24 protein-coding genes and 1 pseudogene are annotated in these 26,731 nt (G+C 72.0%); 15 read left to right on the top strand and 10 right to left on the bottom strand.

From position 1 onward, the window contains the following. Positions 1-25: 25 nt before the first annotated feature. From YWW_RS0127125 to YWW_RS0127115, 3 genes are read right to left on the bottom strand one after another with little or no spacing between them, the layout of a single operon-like run. Positions 26-877: an RICIN domain-containing protein gene (locus YWW_RS0127125; RefSeq protein ID WP_026932532.1), complete on the bottom strand. Its 852-nt coding sequence runs from the start codon at positions 875-877 to the stop codon at positions 26-28. Positions 878-908: 31 nt separating this feature from the next. Next, positions 909-3,362, bottom strand: coding sequence for a TPR repeat domain-containing protein (locus YWW_RS0127120; protein ID WP_026932531.1), 2,454 nt, complete (start codon positions 3,360-3,362; stop codon positions 909-911). A 23-nt stretch (positions 3,363-3,385) separates the two neighbouring features. Next, a complete protein-coding gene (locus YWW_RS0127115) occupies positions 3,386-3,703 on the bottom strand; it encodes a hypothetical protein (RefSeq protein WP_155830431.1) in 318 nt (105 codons plus the stop codon). A gap of 370 nt (positions 3,704-4,073) precedes the next feature. On the opposite strand from YWW_RS0127115, the gene YWW_RS33475 reads away from it, so the two are divergent. From YWW_RS33475 to YWW_RS38395, 11 genes and pseudogenes are all read left to right on the top strand, one after another. Next, positions 4,074-5,117, top strand: coding sequence for a polysaccharide lyase family 7 protein (locus tag YWW_RS33475; protein WP_245595512.1), 1,044 nt, complete (start codon positions 4,074-4,076; stop codon positions 5,115-5,117). A 280-nt stretch (positions 5,118-5,397) separates the two neighbouring features. Continuing rightward, a complete protein-coding gene (locus tag YWW_RS0127105) occupies positions 5,398-5,748 on the top strand; it encodes a hypothetical protein (RefSeq protein ID WP_026932529.1) in 351 nt (116 codons plus the stop codon). Between the two features lie 13 nt (positions 5,749-5,761). Beyond that, on the top strand, positions 5,762-6,064 hold the full coding sequence (locus tag YWW_RS0127100; RefSeq protein WP_026932528.1) for a WXG100 family type VII secretion target: 303 nt from the start codon (positions 5,762-5,764) through the stop codon (positions 6,062-6,064). Further along, the gene (locus tag YWW_RS36610; RefSeq protein WP_162146013.1) at positions 6,061-6,384 is read left to right on the top strand and encodes an ABC transporter permease; all 324 of its coding nucleotides are present in this window, start codon (positions 6,061-6,063) and stop codon (positions 6,382-6,384) included. Before YWW_RS0127100 ends, YWW_RS36610 begins: the two co-directional genes overlap by 4 nt. 8 nt (positions 6,385-6,392) lie before the next feature. Further along, on the top strand, positions 6,393-7,727 hold the full coding sequence (eccD, locus tag YWW_RS0127090; RefSeq protein WP_026932527.1) for a type VII secretion integral membrane protein EccD: 1,335 nt from the start codon (positions 6,393-6,395) through the stop codon (positions 7,725-7,727). A 1-nt stretch (position 7,728) separates the two neighbouring features. After that, complete coding sequence (gene eccCa / locus YWW_RS0127085) at positions 7,729-11,673, top strand: type VII secretion protein EccCa (protein WP_081687819.1); 3,945 nt, start codon at positions 7,729-7,731, stop codon at positions 11,671-11,673. A gap of 100 nt (positions 11,674-11,773) precedes the next feature. After that, positions 11,774-12,520 carry an SDR family NAD(P)-dependent oxidoreductase gene (locus tag YWW_RS0127080; protein WP_026932525.1) on the top strand — a complete coding sequence of 249 codons (747 nt, stop codon included), beginning with the start codon at positions 11,774-11,776 and terminating at the stop codon, positions 12,518-12,520. Positions 12,521-12,526: 6 nt separating this feature from the next. Beyond that, positions 12,527-13,735: a metallophosphoesterase gene (locus YWW_RS0127075; protein WP_026932524.1), complete on the top strand. Its 1,209-nt coding sequence runs from the start codon at positions 12,527-12,529 to the stop codon at positions 13,733-13,735. Between the two features lie 43 nt (positions 13,736-13,778). Continuing rightward, positions 13,779-14,480, top strand: coding sequence for an alpha/beta fold hydrolase (locus tag YWW_RS0127070; protein WP_026932523.1), 702 nt, complete (start codon positions 13,779-13,781; stop codon positions 14,478-14,480). A 69-nt stretch (positions 14,481-14,549) separates the two neighbouring features. Beyond that, complete coding sequence (locus tag YWW_RS0127065) at positions 14,550-15,362, top strand: isocitrate lyase/PEP mutase family protein (RefSeq protein WP_026932522.1); 813 nt, start codon at positions 14,550-14,552, stop codon at positions 15,360-15,362. A 200-nt stretch (positions 15,363-15,562) separates the two neighbouring features. Next, positions 15,563-15,775: pseudogene (locus tag YWW_RS38395) on the top strand (hypothetical protein); the annotation flags it as partial. Here the strand turns inward: YWW_RS38395 and YWW_RS0127060 are convergent. From YWW_RS0127060 to YWW_RS0127035, 6 genes are all read right to left on the bottom strand, one after another. After that, a complete protein-coding gene (locus tag YWW_RS0127060) occupies positions 15,760-16,578 on the bottom strand; it encodes a hypothetical protein (RefSeq protein WP_026932521.1) in 819 nt (272 codons plus the stop codon). The pseudogene YWW_RS38395 and the gene YWW_RS0127060 overlap by 16 nt on opposite strands. Before the next feature lie 48 nt (positions 16,579-16,626). Then, positions 16,627-17,655 (bottom strand): AraC family transcriptional regulator, encoded by a 1,029-nt coding sequence (locus YWW_RS33465; RefSeq protein WP_162146012.1) that lies wholly within the window; start codon positions 17,653-17,655, stop codon positions 16,627-16,629. 347 nt (positions 17,656-18,002) lie between these two features. After that, complete coding sequence (locus tag YWW_RS0127050) at positions 18,003-18,470, bottom strand: PaaI family thioesterase (protein ID WP_026932520.1); 468 nt, start codon at positions 18,468-18,470, stop codon at positions 18,003-18,005. A 32-nt stretch (positions 18,471-18,502) separates the two neighbouring features. Beyond that, positions 18,503-19,474: a VOC family protein gene (locus YWW_RS0127045; RefSeq protein WP_026932519.1), complete on the bottom strand. Its 972-nt coding sequence runs from the start codon at positions 19,472-19,474 to the stop codon at positions 18,503-18,505. 25 nt (positions 19,475-19,499) lie between these two features. Continuing rightward, positions 19,500-20,213 carry a TetR/AcrR family transcriptional regulator gene (locus YWW_RS0127040; protein WP_026932518.1) on the bottom strand — a complete coding sequence of 238 codons (714 nt, stop codon included), beginning with the start codon at positions 20,211-20,213 and terminating at the stop codon, positions 19,500-19,502. A gap of 94 nt (positions 20,214-20,307) precedes the next feature. Then, positions 20,308-20,931, bottom strand: coding sequence for a LysE family translocator (locus YWW_RS0127035; protein WP_026932517.1), 624 nt, complete (start codon positions 20,929-20,931; stop codon positions 20,308-20,310). Between the two features lie 292 nt (positions 20,932-21,223). On the opposite strand from YWW_RS0127035, the gene uppS reads away from it, so the two are divergent. From uppS to YWW_RS0127020, 3 genes are all read left to right on the top strand, one after another. Then, positions 21,224-21,994 (top strand): polyprenyl diphosphate synthase, encoded by a 771-nt coding sequence (uppS, locus tag YWW_RS0127030; RefSeq protein ID WP_026932516.1) that lies wholly within the window; start codon positions 21,224-21,226, stop codon positions 21,992-21,994. A 229-nt stretch (positions 21,995-22,223) separates the two neighbouring features. Then, complete coding sequence (locus YWW_RS33460; RefSeq protein WP_035698608.1) at positions 22,224-23,015, top strand: ABC transporter ATP-binding protein; 792 nt, start codon at positions 22,224-22,226, stop codon at positions 23,013-23,015. A gap of 5 nt (positions 23,016-23,020) precedes the next feature. Beyond that, on the top strand, positions 23,021-24,358 hold the full coding sequence (locus YWW_RS0127020) for an FtsX-like permease family protein (RefSeq protein ID WP_026932515.1): 1,338 nt from the start codon (positions 23,021-23,023) through the stop codon (positions 24,356-24,358). 42 nt (positions 24,359-24,400) lie between these two features. On the opposite strand, the gene YWW_RS0127015 is transcribed toward YWW_RS0127020, so the two are convergent. After that, entirely contained in the window at positions 24,401-24,940 is a 540-nt protein-coding gene (locus tag YWW_RS0127015; protein WP_026932514.1) for a histidine phosphatase family protein, read from the bottom strand. A 166-nt stretch (positions 24,941-25,106) separates the two neighbouring features. Between YWW_RS0127015 and YWW_RS0127010 the strand changes: the two genes are divergently transcribed. Then, positions 25,107-26,669, top strand: a complete 1,563-nt coding sequence (locus YWW_RS0127010) for a hypothetical protein (RefSeq protein WP_026932513.1) — start codon at positions 25,107-25,109, stop codon at positions 26,667-26,669. The last annotated feature ends 62 nt before the right edge of the window (positions 26,670-26,731 follow it).

Here is a 26,731-nt window from a genome sequence, read left to right as displayed (position 1 = left end):
GCCGCAGGTCCTAAGACCACCCGGGTCAGCCGTCGAGCGTCCACCGCTGCTCGGCGTCGCCGGCGTCGCACTCGGCGGTGGCGATGGCGCGGCCCTGCTCGGCGGGCTGCTCGGGCAGCATCCCCATGCACAGGTGCTCGCTCGACGAAGGACGGATCAGGAAGCCGCCGCCGCCGAGCGGCTCCAGGCGGAAGTGCTGGGTGTCGACCCATTCGCAGCCGTAGGCGGCCATGAGGAGCCCGGTCTCGTCGCCCCCGTAGTCGACGCCCAGGCAGTCGGTGTCGTCGTCGAAGTGCATCTCCACGACGTACACGTTCGCCTCCTCGGCCGCGTCCTCGGCCTCCCACTGGAGATCGGGGTAGGCGTCCTCGCAGTGGCCGAGCACCGTCACGGTCCGCCCCTCGTTCTCCGGCTCGGGGCCGAGGGTCATGCACAGGCCGCTGGCCTCCTGGCGGACCCGGTAGAAGCCGGTGCCCGGCGGCTCCGGCGCGGAGCCGGCCCCGGCGTCCTCGGTCGGCTCCTCCTCGGCGTCGTCATCGGCCTCGTCCGGGGCCTGCCCGCCGCCCCCGTCCCCCACAGGGGACGGCGAGGGGCTGGGGGAGGGCGACGGGGAGGGCGATGGCGACGGGCTCGCCGAGGGCACCTCGGTGGCGGCCTCGGTCTCCGCGGCCTTCGCGGGCGGCTCGCCGCCGCCCGCCGACATCACCGCCCAGACGACGGCGACGAGCAGCACGAGGGCCGCGGCCGCCGCGGTGCCGGCCATGGCCGGGCCGGTGCCCAGCCGCGCCCGCGCGCCGTTCCAGACGTCCTGGAGCCGCGAGGGCAGGTCCCGCGACGAGGCGGCGTGCCGAGGGGAGCCCGGGTCCTTCTTCTCCACAGTGTCGTGTCCCGATGTGTCGGTAGCGGGGTCAGTTGTTGGCGCGCCGGTCGATGAAGGTCTTGACGAACTCGTCGAGATTCGGGCCGACCTGTTCGTCGCACGCTTCGGCGATCACCCGCTCGAGGTACTCGCGGGCCTCCCGGTTGCGCATGTTCCCCTCGTGGTCCTCCTCGGTGGGCGGGAAGTTCTCCGTGAGGAGCACGTCGGCGGAGCGCAGCTGCCCGTGCTCGTCGAGCAGCCGCGAGTCGACCGCGCGCACGTCGTCGATGTCGACGCCGGAGTCGGGGTCGGCCAGGAGCTGCTCGACGACGGCGTGGGTGCTGCCGAGCTTGACGCTCTCGTAGTCGATCCTGGTCCCCACCTGGGTCCCGTCCGGCGTCTGGCCGCTGCCCCACACCCAGCCCTCGGCCGCCATGGCCCCCGGCGCCCACTTCGGCGCCTCGAGCAGCTGCTTGGCCGCGGTGCCCGTCGCCGAGCCGAGCCTGCCGATCGGGATGAGCTCCTTGAAGGCCGCCGCGGCGGCGCGGAACCAGGCGGCCTGCTTGGTGTTGCTCGTGGTCGTGGCGTCGGCGTCGGCCTGGGCGTCCGCCGCGAGCCGTTGGACGCCGGTGTCGAGCAGCCGGGCCAGCGTGCCGGCGTTCTCGCCATGGGTTTCGGCCTCGGCCAGATCCTCCCATTGGCCCGCGTACCGGGCGTCTTCCAGGATGGTGGTGTAGACGGACTCGCCGAGCAGGTCGGCACCCGTCTGGTCGCCCATGGCCAGCTCGAAGAAGTCCTCGCGCGACTGGAGGCTGAGGTACATGTCGTCGACCTTCGGGTCGGACGAGAGCGTCAGTTGGCTCGGGCCGCCGGTGTCGGCGTCGTCGAAGTACGGGAGGTTGTTCACGGCGATCCGGCTCATCGCCTGGGCGATGTGCGGGTTGGCGACGCCGAGCGGCGCGGCCTCGTAGGCCCCGATGCTCCCGAATCCGTCGGTGAGGACCTCGTAGGTCGAGGGGCCGTCCCACCCGGCGGGGTCGCGGTTGGTCGCGGCGGTGATCAGGTTGTAGGTGGCCTTGGTCGCCTCGTCGCCGTACTGCTCGGTGATCTTCGGGTCGCCGAGCCAGTTGACGAGCCCGGCCGCGGCGGCGCCCTGGTCGTCCCACTTGGCGCCGAGGACGTTGCGCACCAGGTACTCCGGTGTGGCCGCGGGGCGTTCGGGGGTGGCGGGGTGGGCGGGGTGCTGGATCCCGCCTGTCAGCATGGCGAGGTTCGCGTCGGTGTTGCGGGTACCGACCTCGATGAGGTCGATCAGGTCCGCGTGCTCCGGTTGATAGTAGAACCCGCCCGCGTTCGCGTCGGCGACCGCGAACGTCAGCGCCGCCGACAGCTCCTCGCCGCCCTCGAGCCGGTCGAGCCCGTAGTCGGCGGTGGCGCCGAACATCTGGGCGAGACCGTGGAGCCGGTCGGTGACCCCGCCGCCCATGACGGTGCCCGGCTCGTAGCCACCGCCGAAGTAGCGGTCCATCAGCGGCCGCATGCTCTCGGGGAGCCGGTCCGCGCCGCCGCCGATGCGCTTGTCGGACAGGGCGAGCAGGCCGCCGCCGACCGCGGCGAGCACCATGTTCTGGGCCGCGGGCGCGATGTCGCGGCCCTCGAGGAGGTCGGGCAGCCGGTACAGCAGGTCGAGCTGGTCCGGTCCCTGTGCCATCAGGGGCCCTTCCAGGCCCGCGTAGAACTGCTCGAGGAAGCCCAGTTGCCCGGCCGTGAGCTGCCCGCCGACCTCCTGGAGGACCTGCGCCCCCTCGGCCACGCCCCTCAGCATCGTCCGGATCTGCCTGAACAGATCGAGGTCGAGATCGCCCGAGGCGAGGCGGTCGCGCAGCAGCTGGGCCAGGGCGGCCCCCTGGGCGCCGGTGACGGGCGGCGGCCCCGCCTGGGTGCCGAACATGTTGAACGTCGCCCAGCTGCCGCCTCCGGCGGCGGCCAGGGCCTGGAGGTTCTCGGGGGTCGGGCCCCCCTTGAGCATGGAGCCGGCGGTGGTGGCGTGCTCCTTGAACAGCTCGTAGGCGGTGTTGGCCCGCCCGTTCACGTCGTTGAGCTTCTGCTGCCCGGCCGCGGCGATCTGGGCTTCGGTGGCGTCCGGCGGGGTGCCGAACTTGTCGGCCACCGCCGCGGCCCACTCCGTTTCGAGGTCGGCGATCGTCCGCTTGAAGGTCGCCACGTCGGTGGCCCACTGCCGGGTGGTCGTGCTGCCCCAGACCGCGCCTTCCATGGCCTTCTCGCTGGCGGTCAGCGAGAAGCCGCCGTGCGTCTTGAGCGGCTCGGCGACCAGTTCGCTGAAGTCGACGGCGGTGGTGTTCATCTGCTGCATGACGTCGGTGCCGCGGCCGATGATGCGGCCCGAGTGGTCCTGGAGGGTCTGCGCCTGGTCTTGGAGCGCGCCCTCGTCGGCGGTGGTGGTCGGCGGGTCGAAGCTGCCGATGGTCGGGATGCTGGGCATGTCGGGAACTCCTTGGGGCCCGGTCAGTTCAGGTTGATGCCGGGGAGGGAGGGATCCGGCGCGTCGACGGTCTGGAGGGCGGCGTTGTCGGCGTCGACGCCCACGCCGTCGGCGACGGTGAGGTGGGTGGTGGCGCCGACGCTCTTGCCGTGCTCGGCGGTGGCGGCCAGGTCGGTCGACCAGGTGGAGCCGAACTGCTCGTAGCCGCCGATGACCTCGGGCTCCCCGGCGGCGGCGATGCATCCTTCCATGATGGACATCATCTCGCCCTGGAGCGTGGCGAAGCTCTCGGAGAGGCTCATGGTCTGCTGCCCGCCGGCGTTCGCGGGTCCGGGGTTCATGCCGACGAAATCCATCGGTCCTCCGATAAGGGGTCGGAACGCTGAAAACTCAGGCGGAGCGTATCGATCCCGAGTGAGGATCGGGCTAACATCAGGTTAACCCGAATTGACCGTGAACGGCCCGTGGTTCTTTTGTGTCGCAAGTGAACTCGTGTGCCATTGTCCGGCGGCATAGCACGGATGGCGGGGGACCGGTACCGCGCGGCCCCGGTTATCCTCGCCCCGGCACGCCGCCTTGCGACATGCCCTCCGGGCGTCAGGACTTTCGGAGCGGAATGAGACCGAGGCGCGGCATTCGATCCGAGTCGAGACGTGCCGCCGACGATCCAATCTCTGTTCTAATAAGACAGTACGCTAAGGACAGCAAACTGTGGAAGAAAAAGAGTACAAGGCGCCGCGCCATGCCTCCTCGCGCGGCGTGCCCGAGAGGATCAGCGAACTCTGGGACCGTGCCCGCGACTCCTTCGGCGGCAGCCGGATGATGGCCGGCACCGCCGGTGCGGCGGCGCTGGTGCTGCTCGCGGCCGTGGCCTGGGCGGTGACGTCCGCCGGTTCCAGCGGCGCCGACGAGCCCGAGCCGGTCTCGCAGAACGAGGCCGCCTCCGACTCGCCGTCGCCGAGCCCCTCGCCCTCACCGAGCCCGTCCCCCTCGCCGTCGCCCTCGCCGGTGGGCGGCCAGGACTCCCAGCCTCCCGCCGATGACGGCGAAGACGGCGGCGGCAGCGGCGGGGGCGGAGGAGGCGGCGGCGCCGAGATCCCCTCCGAGGCGATCGACCTGAGCGACTGGAAGCTGACGCTGCCCACCGGCGACGACGGCGACCCGACCGAGATCCTCCAACCCGAGCTGGACGGCTACTCGAACGACCCGCTCTTCACCGTCACCGACGCCGGGGACGCGGTGCGGTTCCGCGCGCCCGTCGACGGCGTCACCACCGAGAACTCCAGCTACCCGCGCACCGAGCTGCGGGAGATGGAGTCCGGCGGCGGCGACGAGGCCGAGTGGTCCTCGACCTCGGGCACGCACACCATGACCGTCCGCCTGGCGTTCACCCATCTGCCCGAGGAGAAGCCGGACGTCGTCGGCGCCCAGATCCACGGCGGCGACGACGACGTCACCGCCCTGCGACTGGAGGGGACGGAGCTGTGGATCACCGACGGCGACACCTCGGACCACCACCTGATCACCGACGACTACGAGCTCGGCACGGTCCTGGAGTTCACCTACGAGGTCGAGGACGGCGAGATCTCGATGTACTACGACGGCGAGCTCGAGACGACCCTCGAGCACGACGATTCGAGCAACTACTTCAAGACCGGCGCCTACGCCCAGGCCAACTGCGAGAAGTCCTCTCCGTGCGACGAGAGCAACTACGCCGAGGTCCTGATCTACGACGTCACCGTGGACCACTCCTAGAACCGTTCGCGGGCCGCCGGCACCGGCGGCGACCCGCCCTATCCATGATGGACGCCGATACGTCGCGGAATGGCGACGAGGCACCCCGCCGAAACCATTCCCCCGCCGCCACCGGTCTCGGACGGAGTCGGGTGCGCAACGGCTTGTCAATTGCCGCCCAGTCATTCTCACGGAACCGATATCGGCCTTCGTCGTTATCTGAATGTTCACCGAAGTGTTGATTTCGACCGATACCCTCACCGCGAGGTTCCTCATATTCCCTTCAGAAGGAGGACGACCCATGCCGGGAAGCGCGAACGAATTCGGGCTCACCGTAGCCAATGCGCTGAACGTCAGCGCCAACAACCACCAGATCTCGGTCGAGGAGCTCTTCGGGCAGCTGCGGTCGCTCATCGGCGAGATGGAGCGCGACGTCATGGCCCAGAGCGGCACGGCGCTCCACCAGTTCCAACTCGCCAAGGCCGACTTCGTCACCGCCTACAACGCCCTGGCCGACAAGTACGGCGTCAGCGCCATGGCCCAGGGCCAGACCAACACCGACGGCGTCAACATCGACGGCCAGAACGAGGGCGAGTACGCCGGCGCCCACGGCGCGATGACCCCCATCAAGCCGGTCACCATCACGGTCTAGGAAGGACGCCACCATGCCAAGCTCCCCCTACGAACTGCACGGCAACGTCCCCGAACTCCAGAACCTCGCACAGGTCCAGCACACCTACCGCGGCCGCTTCGAGTCCATCCTCGGCCAGATCCAGGGATACGTCGGAACGGTCAAGGGCCAGTGGGTCGGCGCCGGCACCGAGGGCTTCGCGAAGTTCAACACCGACACCGAGGCCGAGTTCACCAACCTCCAGACCGCCTTCAACCGCCTCGCCACCGCCACCGACACCTCGGCGACGAACTGGCAGGCCGGCATCACCCGCATCACCAACCGGTGGGGCGGGTGACCGACGCCCCCGCCTCCGAGCGGCGCGCCGAGCCCGAGACCGACGACGCCCCGCTCGTCATGCGCCGCACCGGCCAGAGCGAGCGGTACGTGCTCCAGGCCGCCGCGCTGCGGCGCCGGCAGCTGCGCGCGGCGGTCCTCCACGGCTCGGCGCGCAGCTGGAGGCAGCGCCAGCCGCTGTGGCCCGCCGCCCTCATCGGCGCGATCGCGGTGGCGCTCATCGTCGCCGCCATCGCCGTGGCGGGCGCCTTCGAGCAGCAGCGCCAGCAGGAGGCCGAAGCGGAAGCGAGCGCCTCCACCGTCGTCCGACCCTCGCATTAAGGTCTCCAGTGCCCGGCCGATACAGCACCGTCACCGTCGTAGGCCCCCAGAACACCCGCGACCTCGCCCTCCCCGACGACCTGCCCGTCGCCGAACTGCTCCCCGAACTGCTGCGTCACACCGGCGCCGACGGCACGGCCGAGGACGAGGCGGTCAGCTGGGCGGTCAGCACCCCCGACGGCACCACCTTCGACTCCGCGGACACACTGGGGGGCAAGAGCGTCGGCGACGGATCGGTCCTGCTGGTCCACGACGCCACCGCCGCCGCCCTGCCCGACACCGTCGAAGACGTCCGCGACGGCGTCGAGGACGCCGTCGACGAGTCCGGAGCCCGCTGGGAACCGGCCACCGGCCGCCTCGTGGCCGTCGCCACCGCCGGGCTGCTCGTCGCCGCCGCGGCCCTGAGCCCCGGCGTCGACGGCGCGATCCTGCTCACCGGCGGCCTGGTGTGCGTCCTGGCCGTCCTCATGTCCTGGTGGTCGACTCGCCAGCACCCGCTCCTGACCCACCTCGCCCTCCTCGGCGGCTGCCTGTGGGCCGGGCGCGTCGGCCACACCGCCGTCGAGGCGCTGGCCCCCGACGGCGCGGCCACCGCCCCCACCCGCCTGCTCGGCGCCCTCGCCGCCGCGCTGGTCCTCGCGGTCGTCGCCCGCGCCGGGACCCGCCTCGCCACCGCCTACGCGGTCGGCCTCGGCGTCGCGCTCGCGCTCGGCGGCCTCGCCTGGACGCTGTGGGCGCAGGCCGGGGTCACGCCCGTCCGCGTCGCCGTCCTGGCGGTCCTCGCCTCCCTGTTCGCCTTCGCCCTGACCCCGCGCCTCGCCATGTTCTCCGCGGGCCTGTTCACCCTCGACCGCGAAGTCCGCGGCGGCGAGCCCACCACCGAGACGCGCCTGCGCGAACGCCTGGGCCGCACCGACTCCCGCATCACCGGCGCGATCTGCGGCCTGGCCGCCGCCACCGCCGCGGCCGCCGCGCTCCTGGCCGCCGAGACCGACATGTGGGCCCGGCTCATGGGCACCGGCGTCGCCGTCGGCCTGCTGACCCGCTCGCGGATCTTCGACCTCGTCCGCCACGTCGCGCCCCTGCGCCTGATCGGCATGGCCGCCCTCGCCTGGGCCGCCTGGAACTGGGCCGAACCCAGTGAACCGCTGGTGCAGTGGCTCCCGGCCCTGGCCGTCCTGTCCGGACTGGCCTATGTGTCCGTCACCTCGGTCTCGCGGTCCGCGGTCTCGGCCGCCTGGTGGCGGCGCGTCCTCGGCGTCTTCGAGATCATCCTCGTCGCCGGGCTCGTGACCCTCGCAGGCGAACTGCTGGGCCTGTACGCGGCCGTGGCGGGCGCCTGAGATGGGAACCGAAGTCGTCCGACGCCCCGCCCGCCGGCCGGTCGCCGAGCTGTCCACCGAGCCGATCACCCTGGCCGCCCCGCCCGTCCTCGGCGACCCGCCGTCGCCGATCATGGGCGCGCCCATGCTCATGATGCCGGTCATGTCAGGCTCGGGCGCCATGGTCATGGTCCTGTCCAATCTGGAGCGACCCCTCTACGCCACGGCCGGGCTGCTCATGCTCGTCGCCAGCATCGCCATGGGCGTCGTCCTGTTCATCGCCATGCGCTCGGGGCCCCGCCGCAAGCTCCGCCAGGAACGCGAACGCTACCTCGACTACCTCGAGGACGCCCGGCACACCATCCGCGAAGCCGTGCGCGCCCAACGCGACTGGGGCGCCTCCCGCCACCCGCACCCCGGCCTGCTGCTCGGCATCGCCTGCGACCCGGCGCGGCGCTGGGAGCGCCGCTCCGCCGACGCCGACCTGCTGACCGTCCGCTGCGGCCTGGCCGAGACCCCGCTCAGCCGCCGCCTGTCGCTCAAGATCGACCCCAACCCCCTGGCCGTCTACGACCCGGTGTGCCACAGCGGCGCCGAAGAACTGGTCGAACGCTACGCCACCCTCGCCGGACAGCCCCTGACCGTCCCCATCGGCGAGATCGGCGAGCTGTCGGTCGTCGGCGACTACGCCGAGGCCCGCGCCACCGCCCAGGCCCTCCTCGCGCAGCTGGCCGTCCTCGTGCCGCCCGAAGACCTCCAGATCGCCGTCGTCGCCGCCCCCGACGCGGCCGGGCACTGGGCCCCGGCGACCTGGCTGCCGCACCTGCTCTTCGACGGCGCCGGACTGGACCTGCCGGTGCCGCTGCTGTGCGCCACCACCGCCGAACTGGCCGAACTGCTCGCCGAGGACCTCGCCGTCCGCGCCGGCGAACTGCGCCGCCGCCGCGGCGCCCCGCCCGGCCCCGGCGCCCGGCACCTCCTCGTCTTCGTCGACGGCGAGCACCAGGTCTCCCTGCCCGGCCTCGTCCCCGGCATCGACCCCGCCCTCCTCGGCGTCCACGTCTGCACCCTCGTGGCCGAGCAGCGCCAAGAGCCCGAGCACACCGCGGCCCGCCTCACCGTCGAAGGCGAGCGGCTCACCGTCACCCGCGTCGACCGCGCCGAAGGCCACGTCAGCGAGACCGCTCTCAGCGGCCGCCCCGACCCGGTCGACCCGGCCGTCCTCACCGCGATCGCGCGCGCCCTCAGCCCGTGGCGGCTGGACGCCGACGACGCCTCCCACGCCCTCACCGGCGTCCACGGCCTGACCGACATCCTCGGCGTCGACGACCCCGCCGCCGTCGACCCGGCGCGGACCTGGGCCCCGCGCGGGGAGTCCGAGCTGCTGCGCGTGCCCTTCGCCGTCGACGCCGACGGCCGGGTCGTCGAGCTCGACCTCAAGGAGTCCGCGCTCGGCGGCATGGGCCCGCACGGGCTCATCGTCGGCGCCACCGGCTCGGGCAAGTCCGAGACCCTCCGCACCCTCGTCGCCGCCCTCGCCGTCCGCCACCCGCCCGAGCGCCTCGCGCTGCTCACCGTCGACTTCAAGGGCGGGGCGACCTTCGCCGACTGCGACGCCCTGCCCCACAGCGCCGGGGCCATCACCAACCTCGCCGACGACCTCAACCTCGTCGACCGCTTCGCCGAGGCCCTCTACGGCGAGATGGCCCGCCGCCAGCAGCTCCTCAAGGACGCCGGGAACCTGCCCAACGTCCACGCCTACGCCGAACTGCGCCAGGCCGACCCCGAGCTCGAACCGGTGCCGCACCTGCTGGTCATCATCGACGAGTTCTCCGAGCTGCTGACGGCCAAGCCCGACTTCTCCGAGCTGTTCGTCGCCGTCGGCCGCATCGGCCGCTCCATCGGCATCCACCTGCTCCTGGCCACCCAGCGGCTCGAGGCCCAGCACCTGAGGGGCCTGGAGTCGCACCTGTCCTACCGGATCGGTCTGCGCACCTTCTCCGAAGGCGAGAGCCGCGAGGCCATCGGCGTCCCCGACGCCTACCGGCTGCCGCCCGAACCCGGCTCCGGATACCTCAAAGTGGACACCACGATCTTCACGAGGTTCAAGGCCGCCATGGTCTCCGGCAAGTACACCCCGCCCCGCGACGTCGAAGAACGCCACCTGCCCGTCCTGCCCTGGCCGGTGCCGCCGCTGCTCCCGGCCATCGCCCTCCAGGCCGGGGCCGGGCCGCGCGCCGAACTGCCCGCCACCGAACGCAGCGTCCTGCGCGTCCTGGTCGAGTCCCTCTCCGCCGCCGACGTCGAAGCGGTGCGCCCGGTGTGGCTGCCGCCGCTGCCCGAGGCCATGCCGCTGTCGGCCGTGCCCGGCGGCGCCGACGCCGCCGAGGGCGCCTCGGTCGCGGCCGTGCTCGGCCTGCGCGACGACCCCCGCGAGCAGCACCAGGGTCCGCTCGAATGGGAGCTGTCCGGCGCCGACGCCAACCTCGTCGTGCTCGGCGCCCCCGCCTCCGGCAAGTCCACACTGGTCCGCACCCTCGTCTCGAGCCTGGCGCTGCGCTACCCGCCGAACGCCGTGGCCTGCTACGTCGTCGACTACGGCGGCGGCGCCCTGTCCGGCCTGGCCGAGCTGCCGCAGGTCGCCGTCGCCGCCGGACGCGCCGACCCCGAACTGGTGGGCCGGACCCTCGCCGAGGTCAAGAACCTGCTGGACGCCCGCGAGGCGGTCATGCGCCGCTCCGGCATCGAGTCCGCCGCCGGGCTGCGCCGCGCCGCCGCCCGCGGGAAGGTCGACGTCCCCGGCGACGTCGTCCTCCTCATCGACGGCTGGGGCGGCCTCACCGAAGCCGACGAGGAGGCGAACGAGGTCGTCTCCGAGATCGCCGGGCGCGGCCCGGCCCTCGGCGTCCACGTCGTCCTCACCGCCGTCAACTCCACGCAGGTGCGCGCCCGCCTCGCCGCGTCCTTCTCCGGCCGCATCGAACTGCGCCTGGCCGACCCCTTCGACTCCGGCATCGACCGCAAGCTCATCGAGCAGCTCCCCAAGGACGTCCCCGGCCGGGTCGTCCTCTCCGACAAGCGATTCGGGCACATCGCCCTGCCGCGCGTCGACGACGGCGCGCGCACCGACGACCTCGCGGGCGGCTTCGCCCACCTGGCCAAGACCGTCGCCTCCCGCTGGCCCGGCCCGCCGGTCGCGCCCGTGCGGGCCCTCCCGGCGCAGGTGCGGCTGAAAGACCTCATCCCCTCCCTGGCCGCGCCGCAGAGCGGCGACCCCTTCGCGCTGCGGCCCGTCGTCGGCGTCGCCGAGAGCGACCTCGGCCCGGCCGCGATCGACTTCACCGCCGACCCGCACCTGATCGTCTTCGGCGACACCCAGACCGGCAAGACCACAGTGCTGCGCACCATCATGGACCAGATCGTGCGCCGCCCGGCCTCCGAGGCGGGGATCTTCCTGGTGGACTACCGCCGCTCCCATCTGGAGGCCGTCCCCGAAGCGCACCTGGTCACCTACTGCAACTCCGGGCAGCACGCCGCGCAGAACGCCGCCGAGCTCGCCGAGGCGCTGCGCCGCCGCCTGCCCGGCCCGGACGTCACCCCGCAGCAGCTGCGCGAACGCACCTGGTGGCAGGGCCCCGAGGTCTTCGTCGTGGTCGACGACTACGACATCGTGGCCGGAGGCGCCGCCGGAAACCCCTTGGCGCCCTTGGCCGAACTCGCGCCGCAAGGACTCGACCTGGGGCTGCACTTCGTCATCGCCCGCCGCACCGGCGGCGCGAGCCGCGCGGTCTACGAGCCGCTGCTGCGCCAACTGGTCGAGCTGTCCAGCCCCGGCCTGCTGTTCTCCGGCGACCGCCTCGAAGGCCGCCTGGTCAACGGCGTCGCCTCCCGTCCGCTCCCGGTCGGGCGGGCGCTGCTGGCCCGCCGTGGCGAGAGCCCCGACCTCGTCCAGGTGGCGCAGCGTTGAGCACACGCAAGGAACACAGCACCGACGGTGCCGGATTGCCCCGGCGCCGGGGCCGCGCTAGAGTCGGCGCGGATCAATCGTCCGAGAAGGAGGCTCGCCCATGCCACGCACAGCGGTGATCAGCGGCGGAGGAACCGGCATCGGCTACGCCGTCGCCGAACGCTTCGTCGCCGCAGGCGACCGGGTGGTCATCACCGGCCGCCGCGAGGACGTCCTGCGCGCCTCGGCTGAGCAGCTCGGCGACGGCGCCGCGTACATCGCCGCCGACCTCCGCGAACCCGAAGGCGGCCGCCGCGTCGCCGACTTCCTGACCGACCAGTACGGCGGCGTCGACATCGTGGCCGCCTGCGCCGGAGGGAACATCGAGCTCCAGGAGCCCGAGAGGAGCGAGGAGGGACTGGAGGGCGCCTCCTGGACCTGGACCGAGAACCTGCGGCTCAACGTCATGACCGCCGTCCACCTCGTCGAGGCGGTCAAGCCGGTCGTCGCCGACGGCGGCCGGATCCTCCTGTTCAGCTCCATCGCCGCCTACCGCGGCTCGGGCACCGGCAGCTACGGCGCCTCCAAGGCCGCGCTGCACCCGTACGCGATCGACCTGTCCGCCCAGCTCGGCTCCCGCGGCGTCACCGTCAACGCGATCGCGCCCGGCTACATCGAGGCCACCGAGTTCTTCGCCGACCGCATGACCGAGCAGCGCCGCCAGACCGTGATCGCCCAGACCCACGACAAGCGCGCCGGGACTCCCGCCGACGTCGCCGAGCTCGCCTTCTGGCTGGCCGAGCCCGGGGCCGGCCACGTCACGGCCCAGATCGTGCAGGTCAACGGCGGCGCCCTGCCCGGCCGATAGCCGTCCGTGGTCGAGACCCTCGCGTTCACGGCGCGGTTCGCGGCCGTCACCGCGGGCTTCGCCGTGCTCCACCTCTACCTGTGGCGGCGGCTGTTCCGCGACACCACCGCGCCCGGCTCCCGCTGGCGGTGCGTCGGCGCGATCGCCCTGACCGTGCTCGCCGCCTTCGGTGTCACCGCGCGCTTCGCCGTCCCCTCCTCGCTGCCGCTGTGGGCGCAGGCGTTCATCGGCTGGCCGGGCCTGGTGTGGTTCGGCGCCTTCCTCTACCTCCTCGGGCTCCTGGTCCTGGCCGAGCCGCTCCGCTGGCGGCTGCTGCGCCGAAAGCCCGCCGAAGCGCCTGTCGAAGCGCCCGCCGAAGACGAAGCGGAACCGACCGGACCCACACGGCGCCAAGTGGTCTCGCGGGCGATCGGGCTGAGCGCGGCGGCCGCGGCGACCGCCGTCGCCGGATACGGCCTCGCCGCCGCCTACCGCACGCCCCGCCTGAAACCGGTGACCGTGGCCCTCGACCGGCTCGGTCGCGAGTTCGACGGCTACCGGATCGCCGTCGTCGGCGACACCCACTTCTCCGCCATGCGCGGCGCCGAGTACTGCGAGCGCGTCGTCGAGCAGGTCAACCGCGCCCAGGCCGACCTCATCGCCTTCGTCGGCGACCTCGCCAGCGGGGAGGCCGACGAGCTGCGCGAGGCCACCGAGCCCCTCGCCGGTCTCAGCGCCCGCGACGGCGCCTACTTCGTGGCCGGGAACGCCGAGCACTACGTCGGCGCGGACGCCTGGCACATGCGCGTCCAAGAGCTCGGCATGACCCCACTGCCCAACGCCCGCGTCGAACTGCCCGGCTTCGACCTCGCGGGCGTCAACGACCTCATCGTCGAGCAGCGGGACATCATCGGCGAAGTGGGCCCCGACTTCGAGGAGGCCCTCGGCGACCGCGACCCGGACCGCGCGGCGATCCTCATGGCCCACCAGCCCCGCGCCGTCGACCGGGCCGTCGACTGGGGCGTCGACCTCCAGCTCTCGGGCCACACCCACGGCGGCCAGATGTGGCCGGTCCACATCGCCACCCGCATCCGCGACGGCCAGGTCGGCGGCCTCGGCCGCTACGGCGACACGCAGCTGTACGTCACCAACGGCGCGGGCACGAACGGCCCGCCGATGCGGGTCGGCGCGCCCTCGGACATCACCGTGATGACACTCCGCTCGAAGCGCGCCTGACCGGCGACCGGAAAACGTCGGAGCCGTCCACTACCGTCACTCCATGGACATCATCATGATCCCCGGCTTCTGGCTCGACGGCTCCTCCTGGAGCGCGGTCACGCCGCCGCTCGAGCAGGCGGGCCACCGGGTCCGCGCACTCACCCTGCCCGGCAAGGAATCCAAGGACGCCGACCGCTCGGGCATCGGCCTGAGGGACCACGTCGACTTCGTCGTCGCCGCCATCGACGAAGCCGAGGAGCCGGTCGTGCTCGTCGGCCACTCCGGCGGCGGCTCGATCGCGCAGATGGCCGGCGACGCCCGGCCGGACAAGGTCGCGCGGGTCGTCTACGTCGACTCCGCGCCCATGCCCGAAGGCTCGGTCATCAACGACGAGATCCCGATCGTCGACCACGAGCTCCCCCTCCCGGACTGGGGCTTCTTCGAAGACGAGGACCTCGTCGACCTCACCGACGAGCTCCGCGAGCAGTTCCGGGCGCGGGCGGTCCCCGAGCCCGTGGGCGTCGGCTACGACCGCAGCTCCTTCACCTCCGAGCGCCGCCGCGACGTGCCGAGCACGGTCATCTGCTGCGAGTTCCCCAGCAAGCTGATCGGGGAGTGGATCGAGCAGGGTGCCCCGTTCGTCCGCGAGATCGCGCAGATGAAGCACATCGAGTACGTCGACCTGCCCACCGGGCACTGGCCGCAGTTCACCAAGCCCACCGAACTCGGGCAGATCCTCCTGGAGGCGGTCGGGCGCGCCTGAGGCGCCGGGCCCGGCGTCGATGTCGCATACCGGCCGGTCGCGGCCCGCGGCACCTGGTTGAGTAGAGGCATGACGAACGAGAAGGCAAGGCGCTTCCGCGCGCTCCACACCACTCCCGCTCTGCGCCTCCCGAACTGCTGGGACGCCGCCAGCGCGGCGGTCATCGAGGCGGCCGGGGCCCGCGCCGTGGCCACCACGAGCGCGGGCGTGGCGTGGAGCCTCGGCTTCCCCGACGGGGACGCGCTCGACCGGCGGACGGCCGTGGACGCGATCGCGCGCGTCGCCAGGGCGGTCGACGTGCCGGTCACCGCCGACATCGAGTCCGGCTACGGCGAGACGCCGAGCGAGGTCGCCGCGACCGCCGCCGCGGTGGTCGAGGCGGGCGCCGTCGGCGTCAACATCGAGGACAGCGCCCCCACCGACGCGGGGCTGCTGCGCGGGATCGCCGACCAGGCCGAGCGGATCGCCGCCGTCCGCGAGGGAGCCGGAGCGGACCTCTACATCAACGCCCGCATCGACGTCTACCTGCGCGGCTTCGGCGAGGACGTCGCCCTGCTCGAGGTGACGGCGGCCCGCGCCGCGAGGTACCTGGAGGCCGGGGCCGACGGGATCTTCGTGCCCGGCGTGGCCGACGCCGAGACGATCGCCGAGCTGGCCAAGGCCGTCGACGCGCCGCTCAACGTCCTGGCCGGGCCGGGCGCGCCCTCGCCCTCGGAGCTGGACCACCTCGGCGTGGCCCGCATCAGCCTCGGCGAGTCCATCGCCTCGGCCGCCTACGGGCTCGCGCGCCGCGCCGCGATCGGCCTGCTCGAAGAGGACTCCTACGACGAGGTGGCGGGCGGCATCGACTACGGCACCATGAACGGCATGCTCCGCTCCTAGCTTGATTTTCACCTTCGACGCTGGTCAGGCGTTGTTCTCGGCGGGGACGTCGTCTTGCCCGATGCGGGCTGCATCCGAGGATCTGGGTCCATGAGCTCGCGCCCGATTCGAGTGCGGCGACGAAGAAGTAGGATCGGCCAGGCACCATCTGGTCGCGGCCGGACACGTGGCAGTGTCAAGGGATTCGCCCCGACCGGGGCGAGCGCACCTTCGGGTGGTTCATGCAGCATCGCCGACTCGCCCGGGACTATGAGACCCTGCCCGGGCGAGCCGCGGCGCAGATCCATTGATCCATGGTCGAACTGATGAGCAGACGCCTCACGGGACAGGCAGCGTCGTCCTGGCTGCCACCCGCCGACCCCGGCGAACGACCCCCTGACCGGGATCGAGAACTCCCTCAGGCCTCGGAGTAGAACTCCAAGGTCAGCCGCTCCTCGTCAGGGTCGCTGTAGCCGTCGGTGATCTCCGCCAGCACCAGACCGCCTTCAGTGTTGATGCAGAGGAACTCGCCGATGAGGCGGTCGGAGGTATTCTCAAGGACCGCTTGGGTTCCGTTCCCGATACTGTTCCGGCAGTCATCGGGAGTGGGGCGATCGCCCCTGTAGACGGACGACCAGCCTGCGTAGCCCCACAGGTGCCCGATATCCGACTCGCACGAATACCAGTACAGATCGGCAGCCGAATCGGTGTCGTCCGTGCTCCAGACGCTGTCGAGAACTCCATAGGAGTCCGGATCGAGGTTGAGCTGGTTCATCCAGCAACCGCTGTCGTCGTAGGTCGACTCCAGCGTCTGCGTGTAGTAACCGGCCTCGCTCCATGTCGTCTCACCGGAAGCCCCCTCGTCCTCGCCTCCGCCCTCCCCGTCGGCGGGACTCGGCTCCAGGCTCCAGGTCTGCTCGTCAGTCGGCTTCTCTGGGAGGCGTCCCAAAAATTCTTCTTGCCACTGACTGTCCTTCTCGGCGTTGACGCTCGCCTGCACCACAGAGATCACGGCGGCCGCCGACCCGATCGCGCCGACAACCAGCCCGAGAACTCCGACGATCTGCCAACCGGGAGTGCCCCGCCTTCGCGGCGGGAGAGGCGGGGGCTGTACGGGGTACCGCTGACTCTCAGAAGGGGTGTGCATCTCTTTCGCTTCCGTCCTGGTGAAAACCATGCCATGCCTTGTGGCATCGAGCCGCATGCCGCCTGCGGTGCGGTCCGGCAGGCTCTTCACCAAGTCTCCTCCGGCGCCGCCGAACGTGCGATCCGTTGTGCGCAGCGGCTATCCGAATAGCGCACGATTGTTGGCGAACCCGGCGGACAGCAGCGTTTCTGAGGGGCGGACTCCGAACTTGCGGCCGTAGGCCTGGGCGAAGCGTCCCAAGTGCGCGAACCCCCATCGGTGAGCGACTTCGGCGACGGTCGTTCGGGACGGGTCTGCGGCGACGAGTTCCGCGTGTGCTCGTTCAAGACGGAGGTTTCGGAGAAAGGCCATGGGAGACAAGCCGACGTACGACCGGAACGCCGCTTGGAGGGTGCGGATGCTGACCCCGGCGATGTCGGCGAGCTCGGCGGAAGTGAAGGCGGTCTGCGGCGCGGCGTGCATCGCTTCGATGACACGGTTGACCACCGGAGCCCCGTAGGAAGGACCGGGGTTGAGCAACTCGTCGCGGTAGTCGTGATCGGCCGCCGCAAGCACGTAGGCGAGCACACTGTGCCAGAGCGGACCTCCGATGATCTCCTGCCTCGCCAGCGGTTCTTCGTGCCTGACCTGATCGGCCAGCAGCAATGCCAAGTTCCGCAGCATAAGCCCGTAACCGCGTGTCAAATCGACTGAGGGAGCCAGGTTGATGGGAGTGCGGACGGTGCGCTGCAGGAGCCGTTCGAGCTCTGCTTCCAAGGCCGAGCGCCGGATCTTGATGCACAGGATCCGGCTTCCCGCGCCCCAGCGGTTGAGCTGCACGTCCCCGGTCGGCCCGTAGAGCACGGCCCGCCGCAGGGTCGCCGTGACCCCATTCCGCAGATTCGTGGAATCCAAATAGCCCGACAGCGGAATGTTGACGTGGTAGAACTTCTGCAGTTCGGCGATGTCCATCCTGACATCGGCGTCGAATCGGCAGTCCCCCAGCAGGACCGCCCCGAGTTGCATGGCGTCGATGGACATCAGAAACCGCTCGGCACCGCTCAGAACGCGCATCCGCAGCGGATAGTACGTCTCGATCCCCTGGGCGTTGGCCAGGTCGAGATCGACTGTGCGCGTGCTAAATCGCCATGGGAGCGAGGGTACCGGCATCAGGGGAGTATCGATCATGCTGAGCTCACCTGCCATGTAAGTCAGTGCGACACGGACACTAGTCTATTCGAAGGCTCCCTTGACCAGGTCCGTCCCTCCCCGCCACGATCACGGCCAGGTCGAGGAAGCCGCAGACGACGTGGCACTTGCGGCCCTTGATCTTCTTGCCCGTGTCGATGCCCTGGTCGGTTTCGGAGACGTTGGCGGAGGACCTGACTGATCGGGCGTCAACGATCGCCGCGTGCGGCCGAGGCGAGCCACTGGACTGGAGGCACCGCTTCACCCGCTATAGCAAGCAAAGTGAGCGAGCCTTGCCTGAGGCTCACTCACCAGACCCGATTCACCGAATCGGGACCGAACACTTTCTAAGCCCGCTGCGGCGGGGCGTCGCGGATCATGCAGGTGAGCCGGCCGGTGCACACGCGCCGGCCCTCCTCGTCGGCGATCACGATCTCGTAGCTCGCCGTGGAGCGTCCGCGGTGGATCGGCACGGCCTCGCCGGTGACCGTGCCCGAGCGCGCGGCCCGGTGGTGGGTCACGTTGAGGTCCACGCCCACGGCGATCCTCTCCGGGCCGCCGTGGAGCATCGCCCCGATCGAGCCGAGCGTCTCGGCCAGGACCGCGGAGGCGCCGCCGTGCAGCAGCCCGTACGGCTGGGTGTTGCCCTCGACCGGCATCGTCCCCGTGACGCGCTCGGGCGCGGCGTGGACGATCTCGATGCCCATCCGCTCCCCGAGCGCTCCCGCCGAGAACAGCTCGTCGAGGTCGACGCCGAGGCCGGCGAACTCCTCGAGGACCTCGGCGGGGAAGATGCTCTGCGGCACATCGCTCATATCAAGACGCTCCAATCGTGTTCCCCGCCAGCCTAGGCCGAAGCCTGCCGCAGCATGACCGCCGCTCCGTGGGCGGCCGCGGCCGGGACGAACGGCTCGCCGGTGGCCGCGCGCCGCAGCTCGACGCCCGCGCCGCGGAGGAGCCGCTCGGCGGCGGCCAGGTCCGCGACGTCGACGGCGTAGGCGCTCAGGGCCGGTACCGTGCGCGCCCGCTCGCCCGGCAGGCGGGCGGCGAGACCGGCGGAGGTGGTGACGGTGAGCCGCCCGGACCCGAGGGTGAAGGCGCGCGAATCGCCGTCGCCTCGGGCGGCGGTCCCGAGCAGGCGCTCGTAGCGCTCGGCGGTGGACTCCAGTTCCCCTTCGCCGACGCAGAGGACGCATTCGGCCAGGGCGAGTGCGCCGTTGGGGTGGTCGAGCCCGGTCTGGGCGTCGAGGAGTTCCGGCGGGGCGTCCTCGGCGACGCCGATGCGGCCCTCGGGGAGCATGCCGTCCGAGGCGGCGTCGCCGAGCTCCAGGTACTTGATCGCCGCCAGTTCGGTGCCCGCGGCGGTGGTGATCGGCCGCTGCGCGGGCCGGGCGCCGCCGTGCTCGACACCGGCCGCCCTGAGCCGCGCGGCGGTCCGTTCGGCGTCGTCGGCGGCGAAGACGAGGATGTGGGCGCCCTCGGAGCGGTCCAGTCTCGCCGCGAGCCCGGCGACGGTGCGCCGCATCGCCGCCCGGGTGGCCGCGAGCCGCTCGTCGGGGATCGCCAAGGGCACGAGGCGGGCCTCGTCCGGAAGGCGCTCCCGCCGTTCGGGCGCGAGGGCGACGAGTTCGACGAAGCCGCGCGGGAAGTCGGCGTGGGTGTTGCCCGCGCCGATCGGCTCGGCCGCCGCTCCGGCCTCGGGCGGCAGGGCGGGGTAGGCCGGCGGGCCGACCCGGAAGCCGAGGCGACGGAAGGTCCCGATCGCGGCGGCCATGTCGGGGACGACGAGGCCGACGTGGTGGAGTCCGGTGATGTCCATGGGTGGAGGCCCTCTCGGGTGGGTGTCAGTCGGCGGCGGTGCCGTAGGCGGCGCGTCGGAAGCCGTCCGCCAGGCGCTCGAAGGCGCCCGCGACCCGCGGCGCGGCGGCGGCGTATCGCTCGGGGGACGGCCGCCTGACCGGTTCGAAGGAGCGGTGGACGACCTCGGCGAGCTGGTCGGCCCGGCTCTCGAGGGTGAAGCGGGGGTCGTCGGGGAGGAGGGCCGGGGCGGCGAAGAAGCCGTATGCGATCGCCTGTGCCGCGTAGTCGATCTCGGCCAGGTCCGAGCCGGGGCGCAGCAGCCGGTGCTCGCGCAGCGCCGCGAGGTGCTCCCGGGAGGCGGTGCGTTCGGTCTCGGCCAGCTCCGACCGAGCGGGCTGCCCGGCGAAGGCGCCGAGCTCGGCTTCGTCGGCGATGAAGATCGACCGCAGGATCGGGCGCCGCATCGCCTCGAGGAACGACCGCCTGAGGTAGCGGTGCAGGGCCGCCTCGCCCGGGTCGGCGCGGATCGCGTCCACGATGGACCGATACATGGCCTCGGCGTCGCGGGCGCCGACGGCCAGCAGGAGATGCTCGCGGCTCGCCCAGTGCAGGTAGACCGTGCCCTTGCCGACGCCGGCGCGCTTGGCGACGTCCTCGATGCGGAGCCCGCGCGGGCCGAGCTCGGTGAGCAGCGCCGCCGCGGCGTCGAGCAGCGCGTCCGCTCGACGGTGCAGGTCGGCCCGCTGTGTCGTGGCCACGATCGCCTCCGATGCTCAACTCGTGACTAGAACACTAACATGGTCACGAGTTTGCGCAAGGGCGGCGCCGCTGTGACGCGCACCGCGCCGGATCTCAGGCGCGCTCGCCCGCGGCGGCCGCGACGCCGAGCCCGATCATGGACACCCCGCCCGCGGCGCCGAACGCGCGCCGGGCCTTCGGCGACTCGAACCAGCCGCGCGCGGTCGACGCGGCCAGGCCCGCCAGCGAGTCGCAGGCGCAGGCGATGAGCGAGAAGACCGCACCGAGCACGAGCATCTGCGTCACCGGCGAGCCCGCCGCCGGATCGACGAACTGGGGGAGCATCGCGAGGAAGAACAGCACCGTCTTCGGGTTGAGCACGCCCACGAGGAAGCCCTCGAACACCGGCACGGCGTCGGGCCGCTCGGGTTCGAGCCCGCCGAGCAGGCGGCCGCGCTCGCGGAACGCCTTGACGCCCAGGTACACCAGGTAGGCGGCTCCGGCGTACTTCACCACGTTGAACACCAGCGCCGACTGCTGCACGAGGGTCCCGAGCCCGACGGCGACGAGCGCGGCCGCGGCGAACTCGCCGAGCGAGTTGCCGACCGCGGTGAGCACCGCCTTGCGGCGCCCGTACGTCAGCGCCCGGCCCACCACGAACAGGTTGCTCGGGCCGGGAATGAGGATGAGGATCAGCGAGGCGGCGGCGAACGCCAGCAGGTGGGCGGTGGAAGGCATGATCCGAATACAACCACCGCCCGCGTCCCGGCGTCAACCGCATCGGCTCTCGCCGGGCTCAGGGCCGGTCGGAGTCCTCCAGTGCGAGCGCGAGGCGCTGGAGGAGCTCGGCCAGGTGCGCCCGGTCCCGCTCGCCGAGCCCGTCCAGGTGACCTCCGTGACGATCGCGGCGCCGGATCCGCGCGCGTCGGCCGAGTCCCCTCGGACCGGTCGGGCACCCGTTCCGCCTCTTCCTGCGAACCGTTCCGGTTTTCCCTGGGCGCCTTGGGAGCCGACCCTCTAGGCTGTCGTCATGGACCTCACCGGCTGGCTCTACAAGGCCTACGCGCGCCGCCTCCGCCGACAGCTGCGAGCCGCGCCGCTGCCCCGGCACGTCGCACTCGTCATGGACGGCAACCGCAGGTGGGCCCGCCAGATGGGCTTCGACGACCCGAGCGACGGCCACCGGCACGGCGCCGAGCACCTCGACGAGGTCCTCAAGTGGTGCGACGGCCTGGGCATCGACCACGTCACCGTCTACCTCGCCTCCTCGGACAACCTCCGCAAACGCGACGGCGACGAGGTCGCCCACCTCATGGCCATGATCGAGCAGGTCATCGCCGAACGCCTGAGGCGCCCGGAGCACCGGTGGCGCCTGCACCTCGCCGGACGCCTCGACGCGCTCCCCGCCTCCACCGCCGCCGCCCTCGAAGCCGCCCGCGACGCCACAGCCGGACGCGAGCTCCACCTGACCGTCGCGATCGGCTACGACGGCCAAGAGGAGATCGTCGACGCCGTCCGCTCCCTCATCGGCCGCGAGGCCGCCTCCGGCAGCGACCTCGCCGCGCTCGCCGAGCGGCTCGAACCGTCCGACATCGCCGCGCACCTCCACACCAGCGGCCCCCCCGAGCCCGACCTGGTCATCCGAACCAGCGGCGAGCGGCGCATGTCGAGCTTCCTGCCCTGGCAGACCGCCCGCTCGGAGCTGTACTTCACCGACGCGTACTGGCCCGGCTTCCGCTACGTCGACTTCCTGCGGGCCCTGCGCGCCTACGCCGCCCGCCTCCGGCGCGGCACCGCCTGACGCGGCCGATCGGAAACCGAGGACCCCGCCCACGTCCGCGAGATCCTCACCGCAGAAGCAGGTCAAGGAGATCGAAGGGCTCCTGACGCACTGGGCGAGGCGTCCATCGGCGGCCCGCATGGTAGGGCTAGCCATAGGTTCGAGAGGCCGGTTCACAGGATTGGCTCGGGGGGCGGGGATCCGTAGCGTGATCTGCAACGGATCCACCGCGCGATTAGGGAGCGTCCTCTTGAACCCCACCACGACCCGACACGACCCCGAGGCGGGCCGCGAATCGCTGCGGCTGACGTCGGTCAGCAAGTCCTACGGAACCGGAGCGGGCGCCGTCACCGCGCTCGACCGAGTGACGCTGGATCTGCCCGCGGGCAGCTTCATGGCGGTGATGGGCCCCTCCGGTTCCGGGAAGTCCACACTGCTGCGATGCGCCGCCGGGCTCGACACGCCCGACTCCGGCGAGGTCGTCGTCGACGGCGAGCCGATGACCGGACGCTCGGAGGCGGCCCTGACGAAGTTCCGCAGGAAGCGGATCGGGTTCGTCTTCCAGCAGTACAACCTGCTGCCGACCTTGACGGTCTACCAGAACACCGTCCTCCCGCTGCGGCTCTCGCGCAGCCGCGTCGACCGCGAACGCGCGCTCCGGATCCTCGCCGAGGTCGGCCTCGGCGACCGCGTCGACCACCTTCCGGACCAGCTCTCGGGCGGCCAGCGCCAGCGCGTCGCCATCGCCAGGGCGCTGGTCACCGGGCCGAGACTGGTGTTCGCCGACGAGCCGACCGGGGCCCTCGACCTCCACAGCGCCCGCGACGTCCTGCGGCTGCTGCGGGAGGCCGCCGCACTCCACGGGCAGACCGTGGTGATGGTGACCCACGACCCCGTGGCCGCCTCGTACGCGGACTTCGTGCAGTTCCTGGCCGACGGCAGACTGGTCGGGAGGATGTCCTCGCCGACGGTCGACGCGGTCGCGGAGCGCCTCGCCCACCTGGGCGACACTGTGGCCCAGGCGCATCGGGTCGGAGCGTGATCGGGATGCTCGCACTCTCCATGCGCTCGGTCCGGCGCCGCCCCGGCCGTTTCACCGCGATGCTGCTGTCGGCCACCGTGGGCGCCGCGGTCATCATGGCGTTCAACTCGCTCCACGACGTGGCCGCCGCACCGGGCGTCGACTCGGCCAGCTCCGAGATCCTGACGATCGCCGCGGCCATCGTCGGCGGTTACGGCACGCTGCTCGTGTTCATCTCCATCGCCTCCACGCTGACGGTGAACGTGCGTCAACGCTCCGAGGAGATCAAGCTGCTGCGCAGCGCCGGGGCGACCCCCTTGCAGATCAAGCTGATGCTCGTCGGCGAGGCCGCGCTCATCGCGGTGGCCGCGGTCGTGCTGGCCGTCGGGCCCGCGATGCTCGGCGGCCGGGCGCTGCTGGAGATGTTCCAGGAGACCGGCCAGGTCGCGGCCGGAGTCGAGTACGCGTTCGGGCCGATCGGCCTCGGCGCGGGAGTCGGCAGCACGCTGCTGGCCTCGGTCGGCGCGGCCTTCATGGCCGTCCGGCGGGCGACCCGCGCCGCGTCCGGGACCGACCGGGCGAACCGCGGGCGGCGCAGGAGCCTCCTCGGCATCGCCGCACTGGTCCTCGGCACGGGGTCGGTGCTGACGACCTTGACGCTGGACGAGACCGAGCCGGCGGCGATGGCGCCCGCGGCCTACGGCTCCATCCTGATCGCGTTCGGCCTGGCGCTGTTCGCGCCGTCGATGGTGGGCGGCGCCATGGCCGCCTTCGAGGGCATGCTGGCGCGCACGGGCGGCAGCGGCCACCTCTCCGCGCACAACCTGCGCCGGCGCGCCTCCGAGATGTCCGGTGTGCTCATGCCGATGATCCTGTTCGTCGGCCTGTCCTTCGGGACGCTGTACATGCAGGCCGTGGAGAACGACGCGCTCGCGGCCTCGGGAGCCGCGAAGACCGTGGAGGACAAGAACCTGGAGACGATGAACCTGGTGGTCGTGGGCATCATCGCGGTCTTCGCCTGCATCATGCTGGTCAACAGCCTGTACGCCGCCGTCTCGTACCGCGGCGGCGAGTTCGGGCGGCAGCGCCTGGCGGGCGCGACCCCCGGCCAGGTGCTCGGCATGGTCGGCATCGAGGGCGTCGTGCTGACGGTCGTCGGCGTGGCCCTGGGCTCGGTCGCGGGAATCGCCGGGATACTGCCGTTCGCCGCGCTCCGCACCGACTCGATGCTGCCGGACCAGGGGCCCGGCATGTGGATCGGCATCGCGGCGGTCGCCGCGCTCGCGACCTTGGCGACCGGCCTGGGCACCGCTCGCAAGGCGCTCCGGACTCCCGCGGTGGACGCGGTGGGCCTGGCGGCCTGACCGCGACGGCGAGCAGCCGCCTCACCGGGCGGTGAACACCGGCTACATCCGCACGATCTCGACGTCGTGGAAGCGCCCGGCACTGCTGTCGTAGTGGATCCGGGCGCCTTCCATGTAGTCGAACATGGCCCCCCACGAGTCGTGGTCGGCGTCGGGGAACAGCGCGATGAGCCCGCACTCGAGGTGGCCGCCGTGCCCGATGACCAGCGCCGCGTCGCCCGGATTGAGCGGGGTCATCAGGTGCCGCCACTGCGCGGCCAGCGCGTGCGAGTAGTCCTGGACGGCCCCGCGCCGATTGACCAGCCGCGCCAGCCTGGTGAACGGCTCGCCCACCTCGCGGGCGGCCTGCTGCGACTCGACCATGAACTCGCTGACGTTCTGCAAGGTGGGGATCTCGACGGTGACGGCGAAGCCCATCGCGATCGCGGTCTCGCGGGTGCGCGGCGCGACGCTGGAGGCGACGACCTCGAAGGGCCCCATCAGCGTCCCGGCCCACCGCGCGAGCTCGATCCCGGCCTGCGAGAGGTGCACGGCCTGGTCGCCGTCGCGCTTGCTGTGCCGTCGGATTTCGAGCATGGGCATGAGAGGCCTCTTTTCCTGGGCGACACCGGCTGGTCGCTTAGAGCGTACGCGGCCTCACCGAACGAGGCGAGCTCGGCCGAGTCAGCAGTGGCGGCGATTGTGACGGGACCGGTCCCGCCGCGTTCGTGGTTCACTTTCAGACAAGCCTGGACCGAGGAGTGCCGTCTTGTATCCCTATGCCTCGCTCAATGATCCGTACCGCCCCGAAGCTCCCAAGCCCAAGCCCGAACGCCGCCGCGAAACGCGCGGCGACCCGTACGCGGCGGTGATCGGCAACGCCACGATGCTCGGCATCGGCTACTTCCTGTTGCGCCGCGACAAGGCGGCCGTCCTGGCACTGCTGGTGACGGTCTGGCTCCTCGGCTTCGTCGCGGCCGCCCCGGAAACCGCGTTCTGGCGGATCGTCCTCCTGCTGTGGTGGATCGCGACGATGCTGCACACGTTCTGGCTCGTCCGGCCCGAGCGCGGGGCCGAGGTCCGGGCGCCGCTCGCCGAGCTCCACGGCCCCGAGGACCGGCGGCGGGCGCGCGTCTTCGCGGGCGCGGTGGCCCTCCTGGCGGCGATGGCGGTCGTCGGCCTCCGCTTCGACGGCGCTCGGATCATGGAGGCCGCCGACACCGCCCACAGCGGCGGCGACTGCGAGGACGCGACGGCCGCGACGGCGGAGCTGGACGCGACGCACCGCGTCGCCGACGGCGCGGTGGCGGCCGCGGCGCGCCGGAGCGGCGAGGCGTGCGAGATCCTCCTGGAGGCGCTCGCCGATGACGACCCGCTCGATGCCGCCACGATCCTGTTGGGCTACATGCAGCACCCGGCCGCGCTGTGGGAGGGCGCCGGCCCCGAGCGGGCCCGGTGGCTCCTCCAGGCGGCGCTCACGCCGCTGGACTTCGAGAGCTCCGTGGCCGTCAGGTCCGCCTTCCTCACGCTGGACGAGGTCCTGGACGAGTCGCCGGGCCAGTCGGCGGCCGCGCGCGAGCTCGTCGAGGACTTCCTGGAGGACCTCGGCGGGCACCAGGCCGAAGGGTGCCAGGCCAAAGCGGTCAACGACTGGCTGTTCTCCCAGGACTGGGAGCACCCCGAGCTCGGCGAACCGGTGGCCGCCGCGAGCGGCATGGTCCCGCTGCCGATCCTGGAATGCGCCCGCGAGACGTTCGACTCGGGCGACCTGACCGCCGCGCTCGACCTGTACGAGGAGTTCCTCGCCGACTTCCCGGACCACGAGCTCGCCGCCGAGGCGGCGCAGGAGCGCGAGCAGGTGGAGACCGCGATCGAGCGCGAGCGGGTGGACGGACTGCTCTCCGGCGGCGACTACTGCGACAACCCGGCCCCCTACCGGGGCGCGGCGGCCTACAGCGGCGGCGGGACGAACCCGATGTGGCTGTTCGGCCTCGACTCGACGGAGTACGACCTGCCGGGCTCGTGGACGACGAGGGACATCGACGAGACGGTGCTCGTGGTCTGCGTCGAAGGACCCGAACGTGGGAGCTTCATCGAATCCTGCGAGTACGAGGAGTTCGACGGCACGTACCTCGGGACGGTCGACTTCTACGCCAACGAGTTCAAGGTCGAGGCCTACGAGCTCAGGACCGGCGAGCGAGTGGAGGACTACTCGGTGGAGATCGGCGGCTCGTGCCCGTACGTCCTGACGTTCTACGGCGAGATCGACGGCACGCGGAACGCCTCCTACGAACCGGCTGATCTGCGGGACCTGTTCGAACGGTTGCAGTGACGCGCGCCCTCCCCTCCAATGCGGATCGTCCGCTAGCCTGTGAGGCCCGGCCCGCCGCCCGG

The sequence above is a fragment of the Glycomyces tenuis DSM 44171 genome, assembly GCF_000427885.1.
Classification (GTDB): domain Bacteria; phylum Actinomycetota; class Actinomycetes; order Mycobacteriales; family Micromonosporaceae; genus Glycomyces; species Glycomyces tenuis.
This window is presented reverse-complemented; position numbering and strand designations above follow the sequence as displayed.

What these genes read in the sequence shown, in the direction of transcription:
- YWW_RS0127120 (WP_026932531.1), bottom strand. Translation starts at nt 3,362, where the DNA reads ATGCCCAGCATCCCGACCATCGGCAGCTTCGACCCGCCGACCACCACC.
- YWW_RS0127080 (WP_026932525.1), top strand. Translation starts at nt 11,774, where the DNA reads ATGCCACGCACAGCGGTGATCAGCGGCGGAGGAACCGGCATCGGCTAC.
- YWW_RS0127045 (WP_026932519.1), bottom strand. Translation starts at nt 19,474, where the DNA reads ATGGACATCACCGGACTCCACCACGTCGGCCTCGTCGTCCCCGACATG.
- YWW_RS0127050 (WP_026932520.1), bottom strand. Translation starts at nt 18,470, where the DNA reads ATGAGCGATGTGCCGCAGAGCATCTTCCCCGCCGAGGTCCTCGAGGAG.
- YWW_RS0127105 (WP_026932529.1), top strand. Translation starts at nt 5,398, where the DNA reads ATGCCGGGAAGCGCGAACGAATTCGGGCTCACCGTAGCCAATGCGCTG.
- YWW_RS33465 (WP_162146012.1), bottom strand. Translation starts at nt 17,655, where the DNA reads ATGATCGATACTCCCCTGATGCCGGTACCCTCGCTCCCATGGCGATTT.
- YWW_RS0127115 (WP_155830431.1), bottom strand. Translation starts at nt 3,703, where the DNA reads ATGAACCCCGGACCCGCGAACGCCGGCGGGCAGCAGACCATGAGCCTC.
- eccCa (WP_081687819.1), top strand. Translation starts at nt 7,729, where the DNA reads ATGGGAACCGAAGTCGTCCGACGCCCCGCCCGCCGGCCGGTCGCCGAG.
- YWW_RS0127020 (WP_026932515.1), top strand. Translation starts at nt 23,021, where the DNA reads ATGCTCGCACTCTCCATGCGCTCGGTCCGGCGCCGCCCCGGCCGTTTC.
- YWW_RS0127035 (WP_026932517.1), bottom strand. Translation starts at nt 20,931, where the DNA reads ATGCCTTCCACCGCCCACCTGCTGGCGTTCGCCGCCGCCTCGCTGATC.
- YWW_RS0127070 (WP_026932523.1), top strand. Translation starts at nt 13,779, where the DNA reads ATGGACATCATCATGATCCCCGGCTTCTGGCTCGACGGCTCCTCCTGG.
- uppS (WP_026932516.1), top strand. Translation starts at nt 21,224, where the DNA reads ATGGACCTCACCGGCTGGCTCTACAAGGCCTACGCGCGCCGCCTCCGC.
- YWW_RS0127100 (WP_026932528.1), top strand. Translation starts at nt 5,762, where the DNA reads ATGCCAAGCTCCCCCTACGAACTGCACGGCAACGTCCCCGAACTCCAG.
- YWW_RS0127015 (WP_026932514.1), bottom strand. Translation starts at nt 24,940, where the DNA reads ATGCCCATGCTCGAAATCCGACGGCACAGCAAGCGCGACGGCGACCAG.
- YWW_RS0127065 (WP_026932522.1), top strand. Translation starts at nt 14,550, where the DNA reads ATGACGAACGAGAAGGCAAGGCGCTTCCGCGCGCTCCACACCACTCCC.